This window comes from Aureimonas flava (assembly GCF_003583935.1).
GTDB lineage: Bacteria > Pseudomonadota > Alphaproteobacteria > Rhizobiales > Rhizobiaceae > Aureimonas > Aureimonas flava.
This window is the reverse complement of sequence record NZ_QYRN01000009.1, coordinates 139,343-155,195: the sequence shown is the minus strand read 5'-3', so window position 1 is coordinate 155,195 and position 15,853 is coordinate 139,343. Positions and strand designations below refer to the sequence as shown.

Sequence of the window (15,853 nt, the reverse complement as noted above, 5' to 3'; positions counted from 1 at the left end):
AACGTTGCGGAAGCCGATCATGACCAAACCGAAGCGTGGCGCCCGCCGGGGGGCAAGGACATCCGCCGCCCGCCGCGCCGTGCTCCGCCGCCTGGTCCTGTCGCTCGCCACCACGCTTCTGGTTCTGCCCGCCCTTCCGACCGCCCTGTCGAACACCGGGTCCTCGACCCCGGATCCGTCGTCCAACCTCGCCGCGCCGCTCCTCACGCTGTCCGCCTTCGCCGGCGAACCCGCCTTCGACGACGCCGAGGCCGATCTCGCGATGCTCCCCGCCGACGGCGCGGTCTACGTTCGCGACGGCTCGCGGCGCATCCCGGCCGAACGGGGAGGGCGCGTCGGACCCCATCCCCTGGCGGCGGTGCAGCCGCGCTTCGCGGCGGGCGCGATCCTCTCGCCGAACGGCCTGCTGCGCCCCGGCCTGGCGCTCGGCGACGACGAGATGCGGACCGCGCTCGCCGGCCCGATGCCGGCCGATGCGACCCGCGTCGCCGCCTTCCGTCGAATGGGCGACGACGTGCGCCTTCCGTCCGCCGACATGGCCGTCGAGGTGGCCTCGCTCGCACCCGCCGCCGTGGCCAGGGAGATTCCCGCCGGCAAGGCCGAGGCGCTCCAGGCCCTCGCGGCCTACGCCCCCGAGGCCGCGCCCGGCAATTCCAGCCTCTTCGACGCCGTGCTCCATCCGACGGGCCGCGACTTCCGCCCGCCCATCGGCGCGGACGACCATTCCTGGGCGGCCTCGACCCTCCCGGCCTCCTCGTTCACCGAGAAGGAGCAGACCTGCCTCGCCAAGGGCATCTATTTCGAGGCGCGGGGCGAGAGCGAGAAGGGGCAGGCGGCCGTCGCGCAGGTGATCCTCAACCGCGTGCGCAACCCGGCCTACCCGGAGACCATCTGCGGCGTGGTCTACCAGAACCAGGACTGGAAGAATCGCTGCCAGTTCTCGTTCGCTTGCGACGGCATCAAGGACGTGATCTGGAACAAGCGCGCCTACGGCACCGCCAAGCGCATCGCCGGCGAGGTGACGCGCGGCGAGACTTGGCTCCCCGAAGTCGGCTCCGCCACGCACTACCACGCCACCTATGTCAGCCCGCGCTGGGCGCGCACCATGCAGAAGGTCGACAAGATCGGCCTGCACGTCTTCTACCGCACCTTCGGCGGCGGCTGGCGCTGAGCCCTACCGCTCGCACGCCTCCTGACGTACATGGGGGTGACCGGCATCGCGCCGGACACGGTATCGTGAAGAGCGTGCGGACCCTCGCGAAGGTTCGGCACGCGGAGCGGCGGGGACGATGGATCACGGGACGGACAAGACCGACGCCGAGCTGGCAGCCGACCGGGCCCGCCTCCGGGCCCGCCTCGATCGGTTCAAGGCCACCCAGACGACGATCCCGCCCGAGACGGACAAGCCCGGCAGCATGCAGGGCATGGCGCAGGGCCTCAAGATCGCCAGCGAGTTCATCGCCGGCGTCGTGGTCGGCGCGGTGATCGGCTACGGCATCGACCGGTTCTTCGGCACGGCGCCCTTCGGGCTGATCGTCTTCCTGCTCCTCGGCTTCGCGGCGGGCGTGCTCAACGTGATCCGCTCGGCCAGCCAGCCGACGCCGCCCGCCGATCCGCCTTCACGATGACGAGACCGTCGCGCGCCGCGCGGGTGGCCGCCCGGGCAGGGCGCGGGGCGTGCGCTGGCGGCGCGGCCGGGCATCCCCGGCGCGCCGGGTGCACCGCGAAGGACGTTCCGCGCACCCGGCGCGGCGATACGGCGGGGACAGTCTTCGCATTTCGGCTTGCGGGTGTTGCGAACCGCGGTTCGGGACGCTATGGCAGTCTCGCTCCGAGAGGGCGAGCATAAGAGGACCAAGCGTTTGGCGAACGATCCCCTTCATCAGTTTCAGATTTCTCGGCTGGTTCCGATCGAAATCGGCGGGGTCGATTTCTCGTTCACCAATTCTTCGCTCTTCATGGTCGCGACTGTCGCGGTGGCGACGGGCTTCCTGTATTGGTCGACGCGCGGCCGCGGTCTGGTTCCCAGCCGCTCGCAGTCGGTCTCGGAGCTGTCCTACGAATTCATCGCGAGCATGCTGCGCGATGCGGCGGGTTCCAAGGGGATGAAGTTCTTCCCCCTCGTGTTCTCGCTCTTCATGTTCATCCTGGTCGCCAACCTGCTCGGGATGTTCCCCTACTTCTTCACCGTCACCAGCCATCTCATCGTCACCTTCGCCCTGGCGCTCCTGGTGATCGGCACGGTGGTGGTGGCCGGCATCCGGGGCCACGGTCTCGGCTGGTTCAAGGTCTTCGTTCCCTCCGGCGTGCCGGCGGCGGTGGTGCCCTTCGTGGTGCTGATCGAGATCATCTCGTTCCTGTCGCGCCCGGTTTCCCTCTCGGTTCGTCTCTTCGCCAACATGCTGGCGGGCCACATCACGCTGAAGGTCTTTGCGGGCTTCGTCACCTCGCTCGGCGCGCTCGGCGCCGTGGGCGTCGGCGGCGCGATCCTGCCGCTCCTGATGACGGTCGGCATCACGGCGCTCGAGTTCCTCGTGGCGTTCCTGCAGGCCTACGTCTTCGCGGTGCTGACCTGCATGTACCTCAACGACGCGGTCCACGTTCACCACTGACCGCATCCCCTCGTCGCGCGGCCCTCGCGGGTCGCGGACCCTTTCCCGCACGATCCACTAAAGGAGTTTCACATGGACGCGGAAGCTGCACGTTACATCGGCGCTGGTCTGGCCTGCTTCGGCATGGCCGGCACGGCTCTCGCCCTCGGCAACATCTTCTCGAGCTTCCTCACCGGCGCTCTGCGGAACCCGTCGGCCGCCGACGGCCAGTTCGGCCGCCTGATCTTCGGCTTCGCCGTCACGGAAGCTCTGGGCATCTTCTCGCTGCTCATCGCGCTGCTGCTGCTCTTCGTCTGATCGACGTTTACCGGGATTGTGCAGCCGGCCGCTCCGAAGGGGGCGGCCGGACCCGTATCATCGGAGTGGGACATGTTTGTCACCGAAGCTTTCGCGCAGACGGAGGGTGCGCCTGATGGCCATGGAACGCCGTTGACCGCCGCCCCGACCCCCCAGACCTCCGAAGCCATCGGCGTGCCCGAGGGCGCGCACGAGGCCGGTGGAACCTTTCCGCCGCTGAACCCCGAATTCTTCGCCTCGCAGATCCTGTGGCTGGCGATCACCTTCGGCGTCTTCTACTACGTCCTGTCGAAGACGATCGTCCCGCGCATCGCATCGGTCCTCGAGAACCGCCGCGAGCGCATCGCCGCCGACCTCGAGGCCGCAGAGCGCATGCGCGCCGACGCCGACGAGGCGCAGGCCGCCTACGAGCAGGAACTCGCCAGCGCCCGCGCCAACTCGCAGAAGATCGCCGGCGAGGCCCGCGATTCGGCCCGCTCGGGCGCGGATGCGGAGCGCAAGCGCATCGAGGGCGAGCTGGACGCCAAGCTGGATGCGGCGCAGGCCCGCATCGCCGACATCAAGGCCCGAGCCCTCGCGGACGTCGACACGATCGCGACGGAAGCTGCCGAGGCCATCCTGACCGAGCTGACCGGCACCGACGTGCCCCGCGAGGACGTCGCCACAGCCGTCCGCGCCGTTCGCGCCTGAGGAGCTGAACCATGCATTTCGACGCGACCTTCTGGGCTCTTGTCGGCCTGGTACTGTTCCTCGCCATCGTCGCCTACTTCAAGGCGCCCGCCATGGCCGCCCGCTCGCTCGACAACCGCGCCAAGCGGATCGAGAACGAGATGGAGGAGGCACGCGAGTTGAAGGAAGAGGCCAAGCGCCAGCTCGCCGACTACCAGCGCCGCCGCCGCGAGGCCGAGGCGGAGGCCCGCGAGATCGTCGCCAGCGCCCAGCGCGAGGCGTCGGCCCTGGTCGAGGAAGCGCGCGTCAAAAGCGAGGAATACGTCGCCCGGCGCACCCAGGTGGCCGAGCAGAAGATCGCCCAGGCCGAGTCCGACGCGATCGCAGAGGTGCGCGCCTCCGCCGTCAACATCGCGATCGACGCGGCGACCCGCATCATCGGCGAGCGCAATCTCGGCAACGACGGCCGGATGACCGAACGCTCCATCGAGGAGGTGCGGCGCCGGCTCAACTGAAGTCCGTCGCACCCGCACGCAGATCGAGCCGCCCTTCGGGGCGGCTTTTTTGTTGGCACGAAGGCCGGGCATCCGCTGCGCGCAGGCCCCGCTGCCCGATGCCGCGCGGCCCGGAGGCGCCTCAGGCGCCGCGCCGGAGCCGCGCGGCGATCGGGGCGAAGCTGCGCCGATGGTGCGGGCAGGGGCCGTCCGCCTCGATGGCGGCCAGATGCGCCGCCGTTCCGTAGCCCATGTGGCGGTCGAACCCGTAGCCCGGATGGGCGGCGCCCACATGCGCCATCATGCGGTCGCGCGTCACCTTGGCGACGATCGAGGCGGCGGCGATCGACAGGGAGCGCGCGTCGCCGCCGATCACGGCCGTCGCGGGGCAGGCGAGGCGGGGCGGCACATCGCGCCCGTCGATCAGCGCGTGCGACGCCGGCAGCGCGAGACCGCCCAGCGCGCGTCGCATGGCGTTCAGCGTGGCCTGCCGAATGTTGACGCGGTCGATCTCCACCGCCCCCGCCGTGCCGATGCCGACGAGCGCCGTCGCGAGGATCTCGTGGAACAGCCGCTCGCGCTCGACCGCCCGCAGCTTCTTGGAATCGTTGAGGCCGGACGGCACGCGGGACGGGTCCAGAATCACCGCCGCCGCGACCACCGGCCCGGCAAGCGGCCCCCGGCCGGCTTCGTCCACGCCGGCGACGCGCTCGGCGCCCCCGGCCCGGAGCTCACGCTCCAGCGCGTCGTCCGGCGCGAGGGCGTCGGATCGGGCCAGAACGGTCGTGGGGGGGAAGGGGAGCGAAGGATCGGAGACGTGGCGGGTCATGGTGCGGCGACCCTTGCGCATTCTCCGATCCTTCTCAAGCTCGACGGCGGGTTGGCGAACCGTCGAGCTTTTGGCGGCGGCGGAACGGGGAGAAACCACCGGCGCCTGTCGCCCGGCTGCGGCACCGGGCGATCCGATCGCACGGGGGGCACCTTGCACCCCCCGCGACCGTTCAGAGCAGCGAAAGCTGCACGCCGCCGCCCTTGGGTGCGCGGAACAGGTCGGTGCGCAGCTTGGAGCGGTCGAGGTTCAGCTCCAGGCGCTTGGCGGCGAGCTCGAAGCGGCGGCGGATCTGCTGCGCGTAAGGGCCCTTGCCGGTCATCCGCTGACCCCATTCGGCGTCGTAGTCCTTGCCGTCGCGCATCGCGCGCAGCAGCGCCATCACGTGACGGTAGCGGTTGGGATAGTGCCGCAGCAGCCAGTCCTTGAAGAGCGGCGAGACCTCGAGCGGCAGGCGCAGGAGCACGTAGCCGACCTCCTTCGCGCCCGCCTCGGCCGCCGCCTCCAGGAGGCGCTCGATCTCGGAGTCGGTCAGGCCCGGAATGATCGGCGCGGTCATCACCATGGTCGGAATGCCGGCGTCGGTCAGTTGGCGCACGGCGTCGAATCGCCGGGCGGGCGTCGCCGCGCGCGGCTCCATGGTGCGCGCCAGATGCCGGTCCATCGTGGTGACCGACACGGCGACGCGCGCCAGACCCTTGGCCGCCATGCGGCCGAGGATGTCGATGTCGCGCGTCACCAGCGCCGACTTGGTGACGATGCCGACCGGATGATTGGCCCGCTCGAGCACCTCCAGGATCTCGCGCATGATGCGCCGGGTCTTCTCGATCGGCTGGTAGGGGTCGGTGTTCGTGCCGATGGCGATCGAGCGCGGCTCGTAGCCGGGCTTCGACAGCTCGTCCTCCAGGAGTTCGGCCGCGTTGGGCTTGGCGAACAGCCTCGATTCGAAGTCGAGACCCGGCGACAGGCCCATGAAGGCGTGCGTCGGCCGCGCGAAGCAGTAGACGCAGCCGTGCTCGCAGCCGCGATAGGGGTTCACCGACCGGTCGAAGGAGATGTCGGGCGACTGGTTGCGCGTGATGATCGTGCGCGCCGTCTCGTTCTGCACCTCGGTACGGAAAGGCGGCAGCTCGTCGATCGTGTTCCAGCCGTCGTCGAAGGCGGCACGCGAGAAGGGCTCGTAGCGGCCCGACGGGTTGAGCCCCGCGCCCCGGCCGCGCCGGCGGTCGAAACCGACCCGCAGGCCCGACTGGTTGAGCATGTGGTTCGCGATGTCGACGCCGCGGCCGGGGCCCAGCGCGGCGCGGTCGATGCTGCGGATCTCGGACATGGGACAAGGTTCCCTTCGGGTGCGATCCCGGTATGACCAGGATCCTAATCATCGGAAGAGAACAATACAAGAACAAAACGGAACGAACGGTGACGCTGGCGGCGCGAGGCGCCTTGCGCTAACGCAGGAGGCATGTTGACGGTCCTGATCCACCGCGCCGACGATCCGGCGGCCCTCGCGCAGACGTTGACGCCGCTCGTCGCCGGTGCGGTGGAGGGCGTCCTGCGGGACGTTGCGGTGCTGGACGCCGAGAACGAGGATGTGCGGCGCGTCGCCGACCACGCCGGCTGTCGGCTGGCTGCGACCGGCGAGACGATGGCGGGCGCCGCCGGGCTGCGGGGCGAGTGGGTGTTGCTGGTGCGCGCGGGTGAGCGCCTGCCCGAGGACTGGATCGAGCGGGTCCTGCGCCACGCCGGGGGGCGGGGCGCCGCCGGGGCCGGCGCCGTGCGCCTGCCCGAGCCGCGCGCCGGGGTCCTGGACCGCCTCATGCCGCGCCGGCGCGGTGCCGTGCTGGTGTCGCGCGCCGCGCTGGCGGCGGCGTCCCGCGGCGGCGATATCGACGCCCTTCTGCGGGCCTTGCGCCCCCGCCGGATGCGGCCGGGGCGCTGATCCCGCTCAGGCCGAGAGGCCGCCTCGCCGGAGATGCTCGTCGAGGCGTGGCATGATCTCCACGAAATTGCAGGGGCGGTGGCGGTAGTCGAGCTGCGCCGCGAGAATATGGTCCCAGGCGTCCCGGCAGGCGCCGGGCGAGCCGGGCAGCGCGAAGACGAACGTCGCGTCGACGACGCCGGCCGTCGCGCGGGACTGGATCGTGGACACGCCGATCGTCTCGAAGGACACGCGGTGGAACACGGCCGAGAAGCCGTCCATCCGCTTCTCGAAGATCGGCTCCAGCGCCTCCGGCGTCACGTCGCGCCCGGTGAAGCCGGTGCCGCCCGTCGTCAGCACGACGTCCACGGCCGGGTCGCGCGACCAGCCGAGCACCGTCTTGCGGATCGCGGCGACATCGTCGGGGACGATGCGCCGATCGGCGAGCGCATGGCCCGCCGCTTCCAGCCGCTGCGCCAGCGTGTCGCCGGAGCGGTCGTCCGCCGGGGTGCGCGTGTCCGACACGGTGAGCACGGCGATCCGCAGCGGCACGAAGATGCGATCGGTCATCGGCCCTGTCCCGTCAGGCAGGAGACCCGGACCCACCAGCCGGGCCGCTCCGCCACGATGGCGCGCGCGGCCGCCTCCGCCCCCGCCCGGTCGGCGAACAGGCCGAACACGGTGGCGCCGGAGCCGGACATGCGCGCGAAGCCGGCGCCGCTCGCCTGGAGCGCCGCGACGGCGTGCGCCACCGCCGGCGCCAGCGCGCAGGCCGGCGGCTCGAGATCGTTGCGGGTGGCGGCGAGATAGCCGGCCAGCGTGCCGAGATCGGCGAAACCTTCGGGGAGCGGCGGCAGGGGCGCGTTGTCGCGGCGCGCGAGGCCGGCGAACACGGCGGGCGTCGCCAGCGGCACGCCCGGGTTGACCAGCACCACGGGAAGGGCGGGAAGGGCGGCCAGCCGCCCGCGGCGTTCGCCAATGCCGCGCACCACGGCCGCCTCGCCGGCGAGGCACATGGGCACGTCGGCACCGAGCGCGACGCAGCGTTCGGCGATGCGGGGGCCGAGCGACGGATGGCGCGCGACGACCCAGGCGAGAAGCGCGCCCGCGTCCGCCGAGCCGCCGCCGATGCCCGCCGCGTGCGGCAGGTGTTTGGTCAGGCGGATGTCCAGCGGTTCGAGGTCGAGCCCTGCCTCCGCCGCGCAGGCCCTCGCCAGCGCCCGCGCCCGGAGAACGAGGTTCGCGGCGTCCGTCGGCACGCCCGCCCCGAGCGGCCCGTCGACGCGAAACGCGTCGCGCTCGGCGGGTGCGATCTCGAGCCGGTCGCCGAAGTCGGCGAAGGCGACGAGGCTCTCCAGCTCGTGGTAGCCGTCGGCGCGGCGGCCGACCACGTGCAGCGCCAAGTTGAGCTTGGCGCGCGCGGCGACCGAGGCGACCGCCGTCTCGCGGACCAGGGCATCCATGCGGGCGTCAGTTCGGCTGCGCGGCCGCCTTGGGCTCGGCCGGCGCATTCTCGTTGGCCGCGCGCTGCTGCCCGGGCCTGGGGGCGGTCTCGGCCGCCGGCAGGCCGTCGGCCAGCTTGCGCTTGATCTTCTCGACCTCGACGGCCTCGGGCGCCGGGTCGCCCACCAGCGCGCGGTTCCACTGGAACCGTGCCTCGCGCGTGCGTCCGACGCGCCAGTAGGCGTCGCCGAGGTGATCGTTCAGCGTCGGATCGGCCGGCATGATGAGCACGGCGCGCTCGAGCTGCTCCACCGCCTCGTCGAAGCGGCCCAGGCGATAGTAGGCCCAGCCGAGCGAATCGATGATGTAGCCGTCGTTGGGACGCAGGTCGACGGCGGTGCGGATCATCTGCAGCCCCTCGTCGAGGTTGCGGTCCATGTCGACCCAGGAATAGCCGAGATAGTTCAGGACCTGCGGCTGGTCCGGCTCGAGCTCCAGCGCGCGGCGGAGGTCGGGCTCGGCCTTGTCCCATTCCTTCTGGCGCTCGAAGGCGATGCCGCGCTGGTAGTAGATGTTCCAGAGGTTGGGCGCGTTCTTGGGGGCCAGGGTCAGCGCCTTGTCGAGCATGGTGACGGCTTCGGCGTATTCCTTGTCCGCCGCCAGGACGTCGGCCAGCGCCAGGTGCGCCTGGAGGTCGCTCGGATAATTCTCGACCGCCTTGCGCAGGTGCACCTTCGCCTCGCTCTTGCGGTCGGCCTGCCAGAGGTCGAGCCCCATCTGCAGCTCGGCCGTGCGACGGTAGGGCGAGCCCTCCGGGATCTGCCCGTAGTAGGTCAGGGCGAGGTCGATCTGCTTGGAGCGGTCGGCGATGCCCGCCAGCGCCGTCAGGAGCTTGGGGTCGGCCGTCTTGGCGACGGCCCGGGCGAACTGGAAGTAGAGCAGCGCGACGTCCTGCCCGTCGCCGCGATTGATCGCCTGGCCGAGGATGTAGAGCGTCTCGGCGGCGCCCGCCTGCGCGTCGGCGATCGGCGGGGCGATCTCCTTGCCGTCCTGGATGGCGGACTGGAGCTGGGTCAGCGGCTCGTAGTTGGGAGCGAGCTCCAGACCCCGCGCCACCGCGTCCAGCGCCTGCCGCTTGCGTCCGGCGCGCGCTTCCAGCCGGGCCAGCGCCTCGGCGCCCGCCATATAGGCGTCCACGGAGGTCTGCGCCGAGCTCTGGTCCGAGATCAGCGCGCCGAGCGAGGAGCGCGCTCGGTCGAGGTTGCCGGTGAGGCCGGCGATCAGGCCGGTCTGGTATTGGTTGAACGCGGCGAACCACGAGGCGCCGCGCAGGTCGTCGATCCGACGGAGCGCCTCCTTGCCGCGTCCGGCGCCCACGTCGGCCCAGGCCGAGAGATGGGCGACCAGGAGGCTGTCGAGATCGCTCGTGTCGCGCAGCTTGAGGGATTCGATCGCGGCGTCGAAACGGCCGTCGTGCAGCGCGTCGAGCGCCACGGCGATCTGCGCCACCTTGCCCACGGTCTCGTTGTCCACGAGCTTGGCGGCGAGATCCACGCCGTCCTTGAAGCGCCCGTCCGCGAGATAGGCGAACATCGCCTCCTGCTGCAGCACCTCGGAGGTCGGATCGAGCCGCAGCGCCTCGTCGTAGTAGTCGGCGGCGATCCCCGGCTGGCGGTTCTCGCGCGCCATCTTGGCGGCCAGATAGGCGCCGGACAGGGACTGCACGTTCACCGTGGCGCGCTCGGTTCCGGTGGCGGGCGCGTCCTGGGCGGCGGGTTCGGCGGTCTGGGCGCCGGCGGGGCCGGCCAGGACGGCGGAGGCCAGGGCGGCCGCGAGTGCGATCCGCGAGATGCGCGTTCTATCCACGTCGAACTTCCTCTTTCCCGACCCCCCCGGCGCGTCGGCGCCGAAGATCGCCGCCTTGTCCGCTGCCGGTGCTGCGCGCAGGTGAAGCGCGCCCACCCATGTCCGTGTTCAGAATGTTTATTTTGCGACGACGCGCGACGCCAGCCTGCCGGACGATTATCGGATGCGGTCGATCGAGAAGGCGACCACGGCGTCCAGCGCGTCGCGATAGGGGCCCGCGGGTAGCAGGGACAGCGCCTCGGACGCGTGGCGCCCGTGCTCGCGGGCGCGGGCCTTGGTGGCCTCCAGCGCGCCGTGGCGCGCCATCAGTTCGCGGGCCTCGGCCAGCGCCGCGTCGTCGTTGCGCCCCTCCTCCATGGCGCATCGCCAGAAGTCGCGTTCGGCCGGCGTGCCGGCGGCATGGGCGAGGATCACCGGAAGCGTGATCTTTCCCTCGCGGAAGTCGTCGCCGACGTTCTTGCCGAGATCGCCCGCCGAACCGCCGTAGTCGAGCACGTCGTCCACGAGCTGGAAGGCGAGGCCGAGATGCAGGCCGTAGTCGCGCATGGCCGCCTCGAACGCCGGCCCGGCGCCCGCGATCACCGGCCCGACCTCGGCCGCGGCGGCGAACAGGGCGGCCGTCTTGGCGCCGATCACCGCCATGTAGTCCGCTTCCGTGGTGGTGATCCGCTTGGCCGCCGAAAGCTGCCACACCTCGCCCTCGGCGATCACCGCCGAGGCGTTGGACAGGATCGCCAGCGCGCGCATCGAGCCGACCTCGACCATCATCTTGAAGGCCTGGCCGAGAAGGTAGTCGCCGACCAGAACGCTCGCCTGGTTGCCCCAGATGGTGCGCGCGGTCTTGCGCCCGCGCCGCAGGTCGCTCTCGTCCACCACGTCGTCGTGCAGGAGCGTCGCCGTGTGGAGGAACTCGACGCTCGCCGCGAGCTTGACGTGATCGTCGCCCCGGTAGCCGAAGGCCAGCGCCGAGGCCAGCGTCAGGATCGGGCGGAGCCGCTTGCCGCCGGACGAGATCAGGTGCTCGGCGATCTCGGGGATCAGCTCGACGTTCGACCCCGCCATGGACAGGATCAGCGCGTTGACGCGGTCCATGTCCGCGCGCGTCAGGCCGAGGATCGGGTCGATCGAGGCGACCGCTCTCGTCTGATCCAAGGGGCTGGCAAGGGTCACTGAACATCTCCGTGTGGCTGCGCGCGCAATAGCCGGGCGGGCGATGGGCGGCAAGTGCGTAAAGTGGCGCGGCGGCGCCGTCCGGCGACCGAGGCGGCCTTGCGGCTTGCGGAGCACGCCGGTTTGGGGGCACTGAACGTTCCCATGATCGAACTCCTGCGCACCAACGATCCCGTCCTCCTGTCCTTCGCGCAGGCCCTGCTGCGCGATGCCGACGTCATCCATCTCCTGGCGGACAGCCACATGAGCGTCCTGGACGGCTCGATCGGCATCCTGCCGCGCCGCCTCCTGGTCGATGGCGACGATGTCGAGCGCGCCCGCCGCCTACTGACCGACGCGGGGCTGGCGCACGAACTGTCCGACCGTGCCTGACGGAGCGCCCGCCGACGGCGTCACCTGCGACGCCTTCCTGGGTGGCGCCTTCCATCTCCTTCAGCCGGCGCGCGGCGGCCTCCGGTCGGGCGACGACGCGCTTCTGCTCGCCGCCACGGTGGAGCCGGGGCAGGGCGGGCTGGCGGCCGATCTCGGCTCGGGCGCCGGGGCGGTCGCCCTGGCCGCGGCGGTCCGGGCGCCGGGACTGCATGTCGTGCTCGCCGAGCGCAACCGGGCCATGGCCGAGCTCGCCCGCGGAACCCTGGCGCTGCCGGAGAACGCCGCCCTGGCCGGGCGTCTGCACCTTGCGGAGCTCGACCTTCTCCAGCCGCGCCCGGCGCGCGAGGCGGCGGGGCTGGCCGATGCCGCCTTCGACCTCGTGCTCACCAACCCGCCGTTCCACCCCGCCGGCGGCCGCGTCTCGCCCCATCCCATGCGCGCCAGCGCCAAGGGCGTGCCGGATCCCGCTTTCACCGGCCGCTGGCTCGCGGTGGCCGCCGCGTTGCTGCGCCACGGCGGGGCGCTGCGCATGATCGGCCGGCCGGACCAGCTCGCCGAGATCGCGAGGGCCTGCGACAACCGGCTCGGCGGCCTTTGCGTGCGTGCCGTGCATTCGGACGCGCATGCCCCGGCGATTCGCATCCTGGTCGCGGCGACGCGCGGCTCGCGCGCACCCTTGCGTCTCCTGCCTCCGCTGGTCCTCGACGCGCCGACCAGGACGGCGCTTGCCGGCGGGCACCTGCATATCGCGATGACGTGACGTCGTTGGCGCGGCGGGCGCCGATCCCTACATGCCGGGCGACGCAGCTCTCACCCAAGGCCCGCCCCGTGCCCAACCCCATCGCCAGGCTCCTTCCCAAGCGTTTCCGCAAGGCGGAGACCGTGATCCCCGTGGTGCGGCTCAACGGCGTCATCATGTCCGGCGGGTCGCCGCTGCGCTCCTCCATCAACCTCGCCTCCGTCGCGCCGCTCCTGGAGCGGGCGTTCGCCCACAAGGACGCGCCGGCGGTGGCGATCTCGGTCAACTCGCCGGGCGGATCGCCCGTGCAGTCGCGGCTCGTGTTCCAGCGGATCCGGGACCTTGCCGAGGAGAAGAACAAGCGCGTGGTGGTCGCCTGCGAGGATCTCGCGGCGTCCGGCGGCTACATGATCGCCTGCGCGGGCGACGAGATCGTCGCCGATCCGTCCTCGGTGGTCGGCTCCATCGGTGTCGTGTCGGGCGGCTTCGGCTTCGTCGACCTGATCGCCAAGCTCGGCATCGAGCGCCGCGTCCACACCGCGGGCCAGAACAAGGCGACGCTGGACCCGTTCCGCCCCGAGCGGCCGGAGGACGTCGAGCATCTCAAGGCCCTGCAGCTCGACGTGCATCGCACCTTCATCGATCTGGTCCGGTCGCGGCGCGGGGATCGGCTTGCCGACCACCCGGACCTCTTCTCCGGCCTGTTCTGGTCGGGCACGCGCGGGCTGGAGCTCGGGCTGGTGGACCGCGTGGGCGACCTGCGCTCGGTCCTGCGCGAAACCTACGGGCCCAAGGTGCGGCTCGCGGTGATCCAGCAGAAGCGCGGCCTGTTCGGCCTCGGGCGCGGCGCGGGCGCCGGTGCCCTGGCCGGCGCGGCGGCGGAAGCCGTCCTCGCCGCCGCCGACGAGCGAGCCCTGTGGGCCCGCTACGGGCTCTGAACGCCTTGCCTTCGCCCGAAAGCGCCGAGATAGTCGGGGGAAGGTGAATCATGGTCGATCCGATGCCCATCCTCCTCTTCGGCCTCGTCGGGGCCGCCGCCTATCTCGGCTATCGCCAGCTCCGCCAGGAAACGGCGCGCGTGGTGGAGCGCAACCGTCGCACCGAGGCCGAGACCCGCACGGGCGCGCACGGCACGCTGGAGCGGGGGGCCGACGGGGTCTACCGGATCCGGCGGGACTGACCGCGCCGCCCGAGGCTTGACCCCGGCGAAGCGCGCGTGGCAACTCGCGCGCCAGCAACCCGCCGCGCTTTTCATTCCCGAGGCCCGCCGTCCATGTCCGAACTCGCCGATCACATGCGGCCCGAACGCTCCTTCCAGGGGCTGATCCTCGCGCTTCACCGCTACTGGGCGGACTACGGCTGCGTGGTGCTCCAGCCCTACGACATGGAGGTCGGCGCCGGCACTTTCCATCCGGCGACGACGCTGCGCGCGCTCGGACCCCGCCCGTGGAACGCGGCCTACGTCCAGCCGTCGCGCCGGCCCAAGGACGGGCGCTACGGCGAGAACCCCAACCGGCTCCAGCACTACTACCAGTATCAGGTCATCCTGAAGCCCAACCCGCCCAATCTCCAGGAGCTCTACCTCGGCTCGCTCAAGGCGATCGGCGTGGACATGGCGCTGCACGACATCCGCTTCGTCGAGGACGACTGGGAATCGCCGACGCTGGGCGCCTGGGGCCTCGGCTGGGAGTGCTGGTGCGACGGGATGGAGGTGTCGCAGTTCACCTACTTCCAGCAGGTCTGCGGCATCGAATGCGCGCCGGTCGCGGGCGAGCTGACCTACGGTCTGGAGCGTCTGGCGATGTATGTCCAGAACGTCGACAACGTCTACGACCTGAACTTCAACGGACGCGAGGGCGCTGAGAAGGTCACCTACGGGGACGTGTTCCTCCAGGCCGAGCGCGAATATTCGCGCTTCAACTTCGAGATCGCCGACACGAAGATGCTGCTCCGGCACTTCGACGACGCCGAGCGCGAATGCGCCGCCATCCTGGCCGCGGGCGCACCGTCCGGCGAGGGCGCGCTGCACCGCTGCGTGCTGCCGGCCTACGACCAGGCGATCAAGGCGAGCCACGCCTTCAACCTCCTGGACGCGCGCGGCGTGATCTCGGTCACCGAGCGCCAAAGCTACATCCTGCGCGTGCGCACCCTCGCGAAGGCCTGCGGCGAGGCGTTCCTCCTGACGGAGGCCGGCGGCGCAGGGTGGAAGGCCGCGGCTTAAGATCGCTGCAACGCCTCCGGGGCCTGCTCAGGCGCTGACCTCGAGCCGTGCCGGAACCCTATCGATCCGGCGCACGGTCTTCGGCGCCCGGCCGCCCGCACGATGGCGACCCGACCGGCGCCGATCGCATGGAGGCGATCAACGCCGGCCGCTCGAGGATCGGGTCGAAGCCGTTGCCGAGAAGGGGCAGGCTCCCGGGGCACCGCCGGCTCGGCATCCGCGCCGGGAGCTGCTTTGCGAGTGCGGCGCGTAGGGGAGGCGGGCTCGTCCCCGTTCAGGCGCGCAGGGCGGACCAGGTCTTCCGGCCGGCGATGCCGTCGGGCGCGAGCCCGGCCTCTCGCTGAAACAGGAAGAGCGCCAGTTCCGTCGCCGCTCCGAACTCGTTGTCGATCGCCAGCGCGTATCCCTTGCCGCGCAGGAGCGACTGCAGCTCTCCTACGGCTTCGTCCGATGACCCTCGCCGCAGCACGGGCGTCGCCGCCCTCGCGCTCAGCCCGACCGCGACGGCATCCATCTCCGCCAGCGCCGCCTTCGCTCTCTTCAGGAAGTTGCGGCGATCCTCCAGCCCGTTCAGGCCGCCGTTGACGAGCCGCGTCACCTTGACGAGGTCGTCCCCGTCGCAGGCCGGGTTGATCCTGCGCTCGTGCCAGTACTCGCAGGCGATCCGGAGCGAGATCGCCGGATCGGCGGCGATCTCCGGCTCGTCCTCCAGCGGCAGGCCGAGCCTCTCGCCCAGGCGGCGGTAGTTGGCCCGGCCGGTGAGCTGAAGAAGGCCGCGTCCCTTGTACCGTACGCCGTCTCCGCGCTTCGTGTTGCCGAGGTCGGTCCGGCCTTCGTAGGCGCTGCCGGAGGCGAACTCCTCCGTGGTGCGGAAGCCGGCGCACTCGTGCGTCACCTGCGCCATGAAGTGGGCGATGCGAAGCCTGCTGCCGATGTCGTACTCGTCCAGCGTCGGGGCGAGGATCGGCGAGACGGCGGCGACGATCGCGGACTGCGCCGCCGCCCTGGCGCCCCAAAACCTCGGCGCGATCTTCAGAATGAAGTCCCCATCGATCGGATACACGTCGCGCTCCCTCTCGAAACCCGTCGGCTTCACCTGCGAGACACCCGCTGCGACCCGCGAGCGATGCCGGTCGACAGGGCTGGTCGCCTCGCCTCAGCTTGGGCGCAGGAGGCGCGGCGGTGCACAAGGCGGGGAGAAGGGGCTGCTCCGGCGCGGCGGG

General features: G+C 71.4%; 19 protein-coding genes. 12 read left to right on the top strand and 7 right to left on the bottom strand.

Going from position 1 to position 15,853, the window contains the following annotated elements:
- The first annotated feature begins 19 nt into the window (after nucleotides 1-19).
- The 6 genes from D3218_RS16750 (at nucleotide 20) to D3218_RS16725 (ending at nucleotide 4,093) form a co-directional block, all read left to right on the top strand.
- Entirely contained in the window at nucleotides 20-1,171 is a 1,152-nt protein-coding gene (locus D3218_RS16750; protein ID WP_119541217.1) for a cell wall hydrolase, read from the top strand.
- Between the two features lie 118 nt (nucleotides 1,172-1,289).
- Nucleotides 1,290-1,628, top strand: a complete 339-nt coding sequence (locus D3218_RS16745) for an AtpZ/AtpI family protein (protein ID WP_119541216.1) — start codon at nucleotides 1,290-1,292, stop codon at nucleotides 1,626-1,628.
- A gap of 234 nt (nucleotides 1,629-1,862) precedes the next feature.
- Nucleotides 1,863-2,612: a F0F1 ATP synthase subunit A gene (locus tag D3218_RS16740; protein ID WP_119541215.1), complete on the top strand. Its 750-nt coding sequence runs from the start codon at nucleotides 1,863-1,865 to the stop codon at nucleotides 2,610-2,612.
- Nucleotides 2,613-2,684: 72 nt separating this feature from the next.
- Complete coding sequence (locus D3218_RS16735; protein WP_055888550.1) at nucleotides 2,685-2,909, top strand: F0F1 ATP synthase subunit C; 225 nt, start codon at nucleotides 2,685-2,687, stop codon at nucleotides 2,907-2,909.
- 72 nt (nucleotides 2,910-2,981) lie between these two features.
- On the top strand, nucleotides 2,982-3,599 hold the full coding sequence (locus D3218_RS16730) for a F0F1 ATP synthase subunit B (RefSeq protein WP_119541214.1): 618 nt from the start codon (nucleotides 2,982-2,984) through the stop codon (nucleotides 3,597-3,599).
- A gap of 11 nt (nucleotides 3,600-3,610) precedes the next feature.
- A complete protein-coding gene (locus tag D3218_RS16725; RefSeq protein ID WP_119541213.1) occupies nucleotides 3,611-4,093 on the top strand; it encodes a F0F1 ATP synthase subunit B in 483 nt (160 codons plus the stop codon).
- A gap of 121 nt (nucleotides 4,094-4,214) precedes the next feature.
- Here the strand turns inward: D3218_RS16725 and D3218_RS16720 are convergent, their stop codons facing one another.
- The gene (locus tag D3218_RS16720) at nucleotides 4,215-4,922 is read right to left on the bottom strand and encodes a ribonuclease HII (RefSeq protein WP_119541212.1); all 708 of its coding nucleotides are present in this window, start codon (nucleotides 4,920-4,922) and stop codon (nucleotides 4,215-4,217) included.
- Between the two features lie 151 nt (nucleotides 4,923-5,073).
- Nucleotides 5,074-6,231 carry a PA0069 family radical SAM protein gene (locus tag D3218_RS16715; protein WP_119541211.1) on the bottom strand — a complete coding sequence of 386 codons (1,158 nt, stop codon included), beginning with the start codon at nucleotides 6,229-6,231 and terminating at the stop codon, nucleotides 5,074-5,076.
- A 132-nt stretch (nucleotides 6,232-6,363) separates the two neighbouring features.
- Here D3218_RS16715 and D3218_RS16710 point away from each other — a divergent pair, with 132 nt between their 5' ends.
- Entirely contained in the window at nucleotides 6,364-6,840 is a 477-nt protein-coding gene (locus D3218_RS16710) for a glycosyl transferase family 2 (protein WP_119541210.1), read from the top strand.
- A 6-nt stretch (nucleotides 6,841-6,846) separates the two neighbouring features.
- On the opposite strand, the gene moaB is transcribed toward D3218_RS16710, so the two are convergent.
- The 4 genes from moaB to D3218_RS16690 all read right to left on the bottom strand — a co-directional run bounded on the left by moaB (nucleotide 6,847) and on the right by D3218_RS16690 (nucleotide 11,298).
- A complete protein-coding gene (moaB, locus tag D3218_RS16705) occupies nucleotides 6,847-7,389 on the bottom strand; it encodes a molybdenum cofactor biosynthesis protein B (protein ID WP_119541209.1) in 543 nt (180 codons plus the stop codon).
- Complete coding sequence (locus D3218_RS16700; RefSeq protein WP_119541208.1) at nucleotides 7,386-8,282, bottom strand: 4-(cytidine 5'-diphospho)-2-C-methyl-D-erythritol kinase; 897 nt, start codon at nucleotides 8,280-8,282, stop codon at nucleotides 7,386-7,388. The genes moaB and D3218_RS16700 overlap by 4 nt, the downstream gene beginning before the upstream one ends.
- Before the next feature lie 7 nt (nucleotides 8,283-8,289).
- Nucleotides 8,290-10,128: a tetratricopeptide repeat protein gene (locus D3218_RS16695; protein WP_119541247.1), complete on the bottom strand. Its 1,839-nt coding sequence runs from the start codon at nucleotides 10,126-10,128 to the stop codon at nucleotides 8,290-8,292.
- A gap of 156 nt (nucleotides 10,129-10,284) precedes the next feature.
- Entirely contained in the window at nucleotides 10,285-11,298 is a 1,014-nt protein-coding gene (locus D3218_RS16690) for a polyprenyl synthetase family protein (RefSeq protein ID WP_119541207.1), read from the bottom strand.
- Nucleotides 11,299-11,442: 144 nt separating this feature from the next.
- Here D3218_RS16690 and D3218_RS16685 point away from each other — a divergent pair, with 144 nt between their 5' ends.
- The 5 genes from D3218_RS16685 to D3218_RS16665 all read left to right on the top strand — a co-directional run bounded on the left by D3218_RS16685 (nucleotide 11,443) and on the right by D3218_RS16665 (nucleotide 14,630).
- Nucleotides 11,443-11,670 carry a putative signal transducing protein gene (locus D3218_RS16685; RefSeq protein ID WP_119541206.1) on the top strand — a complete coding sequence of 76 codons (228 nt, stop codon included), beginning with the start codon at nucleotides 11,443-11,445 and terminating at the stop codon, nucleotides 11,668-11,670.
- On the top strand, nucleotides 11,663-12,430 hold the full coding sequence (locus D3218_RS16680) for a methyltransferase (RefSeq protein ID WP_119541205.1): 768 nt from the start codon (nucleotides 11,663-11,665) through the stop codon (nucleotides 12,428-12,430). The genes D3218_RS16685 and D3218_RS16680 overlap by 8 nt, the downstream gene beginning before the upstream one ends.
- A gap of 68 nt (nucleotides 12,431-12,498) precedes the next feature.
- Nucleotides 12,499-13,347, top strand: coding sequence for a S49 family peptidase (locus D3218_RS16675; RefSeq protein WP_119541204.1), 849 nt, complete (start codon nucleotides 12,499-12,501; stop codon nucleotides 13,345-13,347).
- Nucleotides 13,348-13,397: 50 nt separating this feature from the next.
- Nucleotides 13,398-13,589, top strand: coding sequence for a hypothetical protein (locus tag D3218_RS16670; RefSeq protein ID WP_119541203.1), 192 nt, complete (start codon nucleotides 13,398-13,400; stop codon nucleotides 13,587-13,589).
- 93 nt (nucleotides 13,590-13,682) lie between these two features.
- The gene (locus D3218_RS16665; protein WP_119541202.1) at nucleotides 13,683-14,630 is read left to right on the top strand and encodes a glycine--tRNA ligase subunit alpha; all 948 of its coding nucleotides are present in this window, start codon (nucleotides 13,683-13,685) and stop codon (nucleotides 14,628-14,630) included.
- Nucleotides 14,631-14,904: 274 nt separating this feature from the next.
- Here D3218_RS16665 and D3218_RS16660 read toward each other — a convergent pair whose 3' ends face one another.
- A complete protein-coding gene (locus D3218_RS16660) occupies nucleotides 14,905-15,693 on the bottom strand; it encodes a peptidoglycan-binding protein (RefSeq protein WP_119541201.1) in 789 nt (262 codons plus the stop codon).
- Between the last annotated feature and the right edge of the window lie 160 nt (nucleotides 15,694-15,853).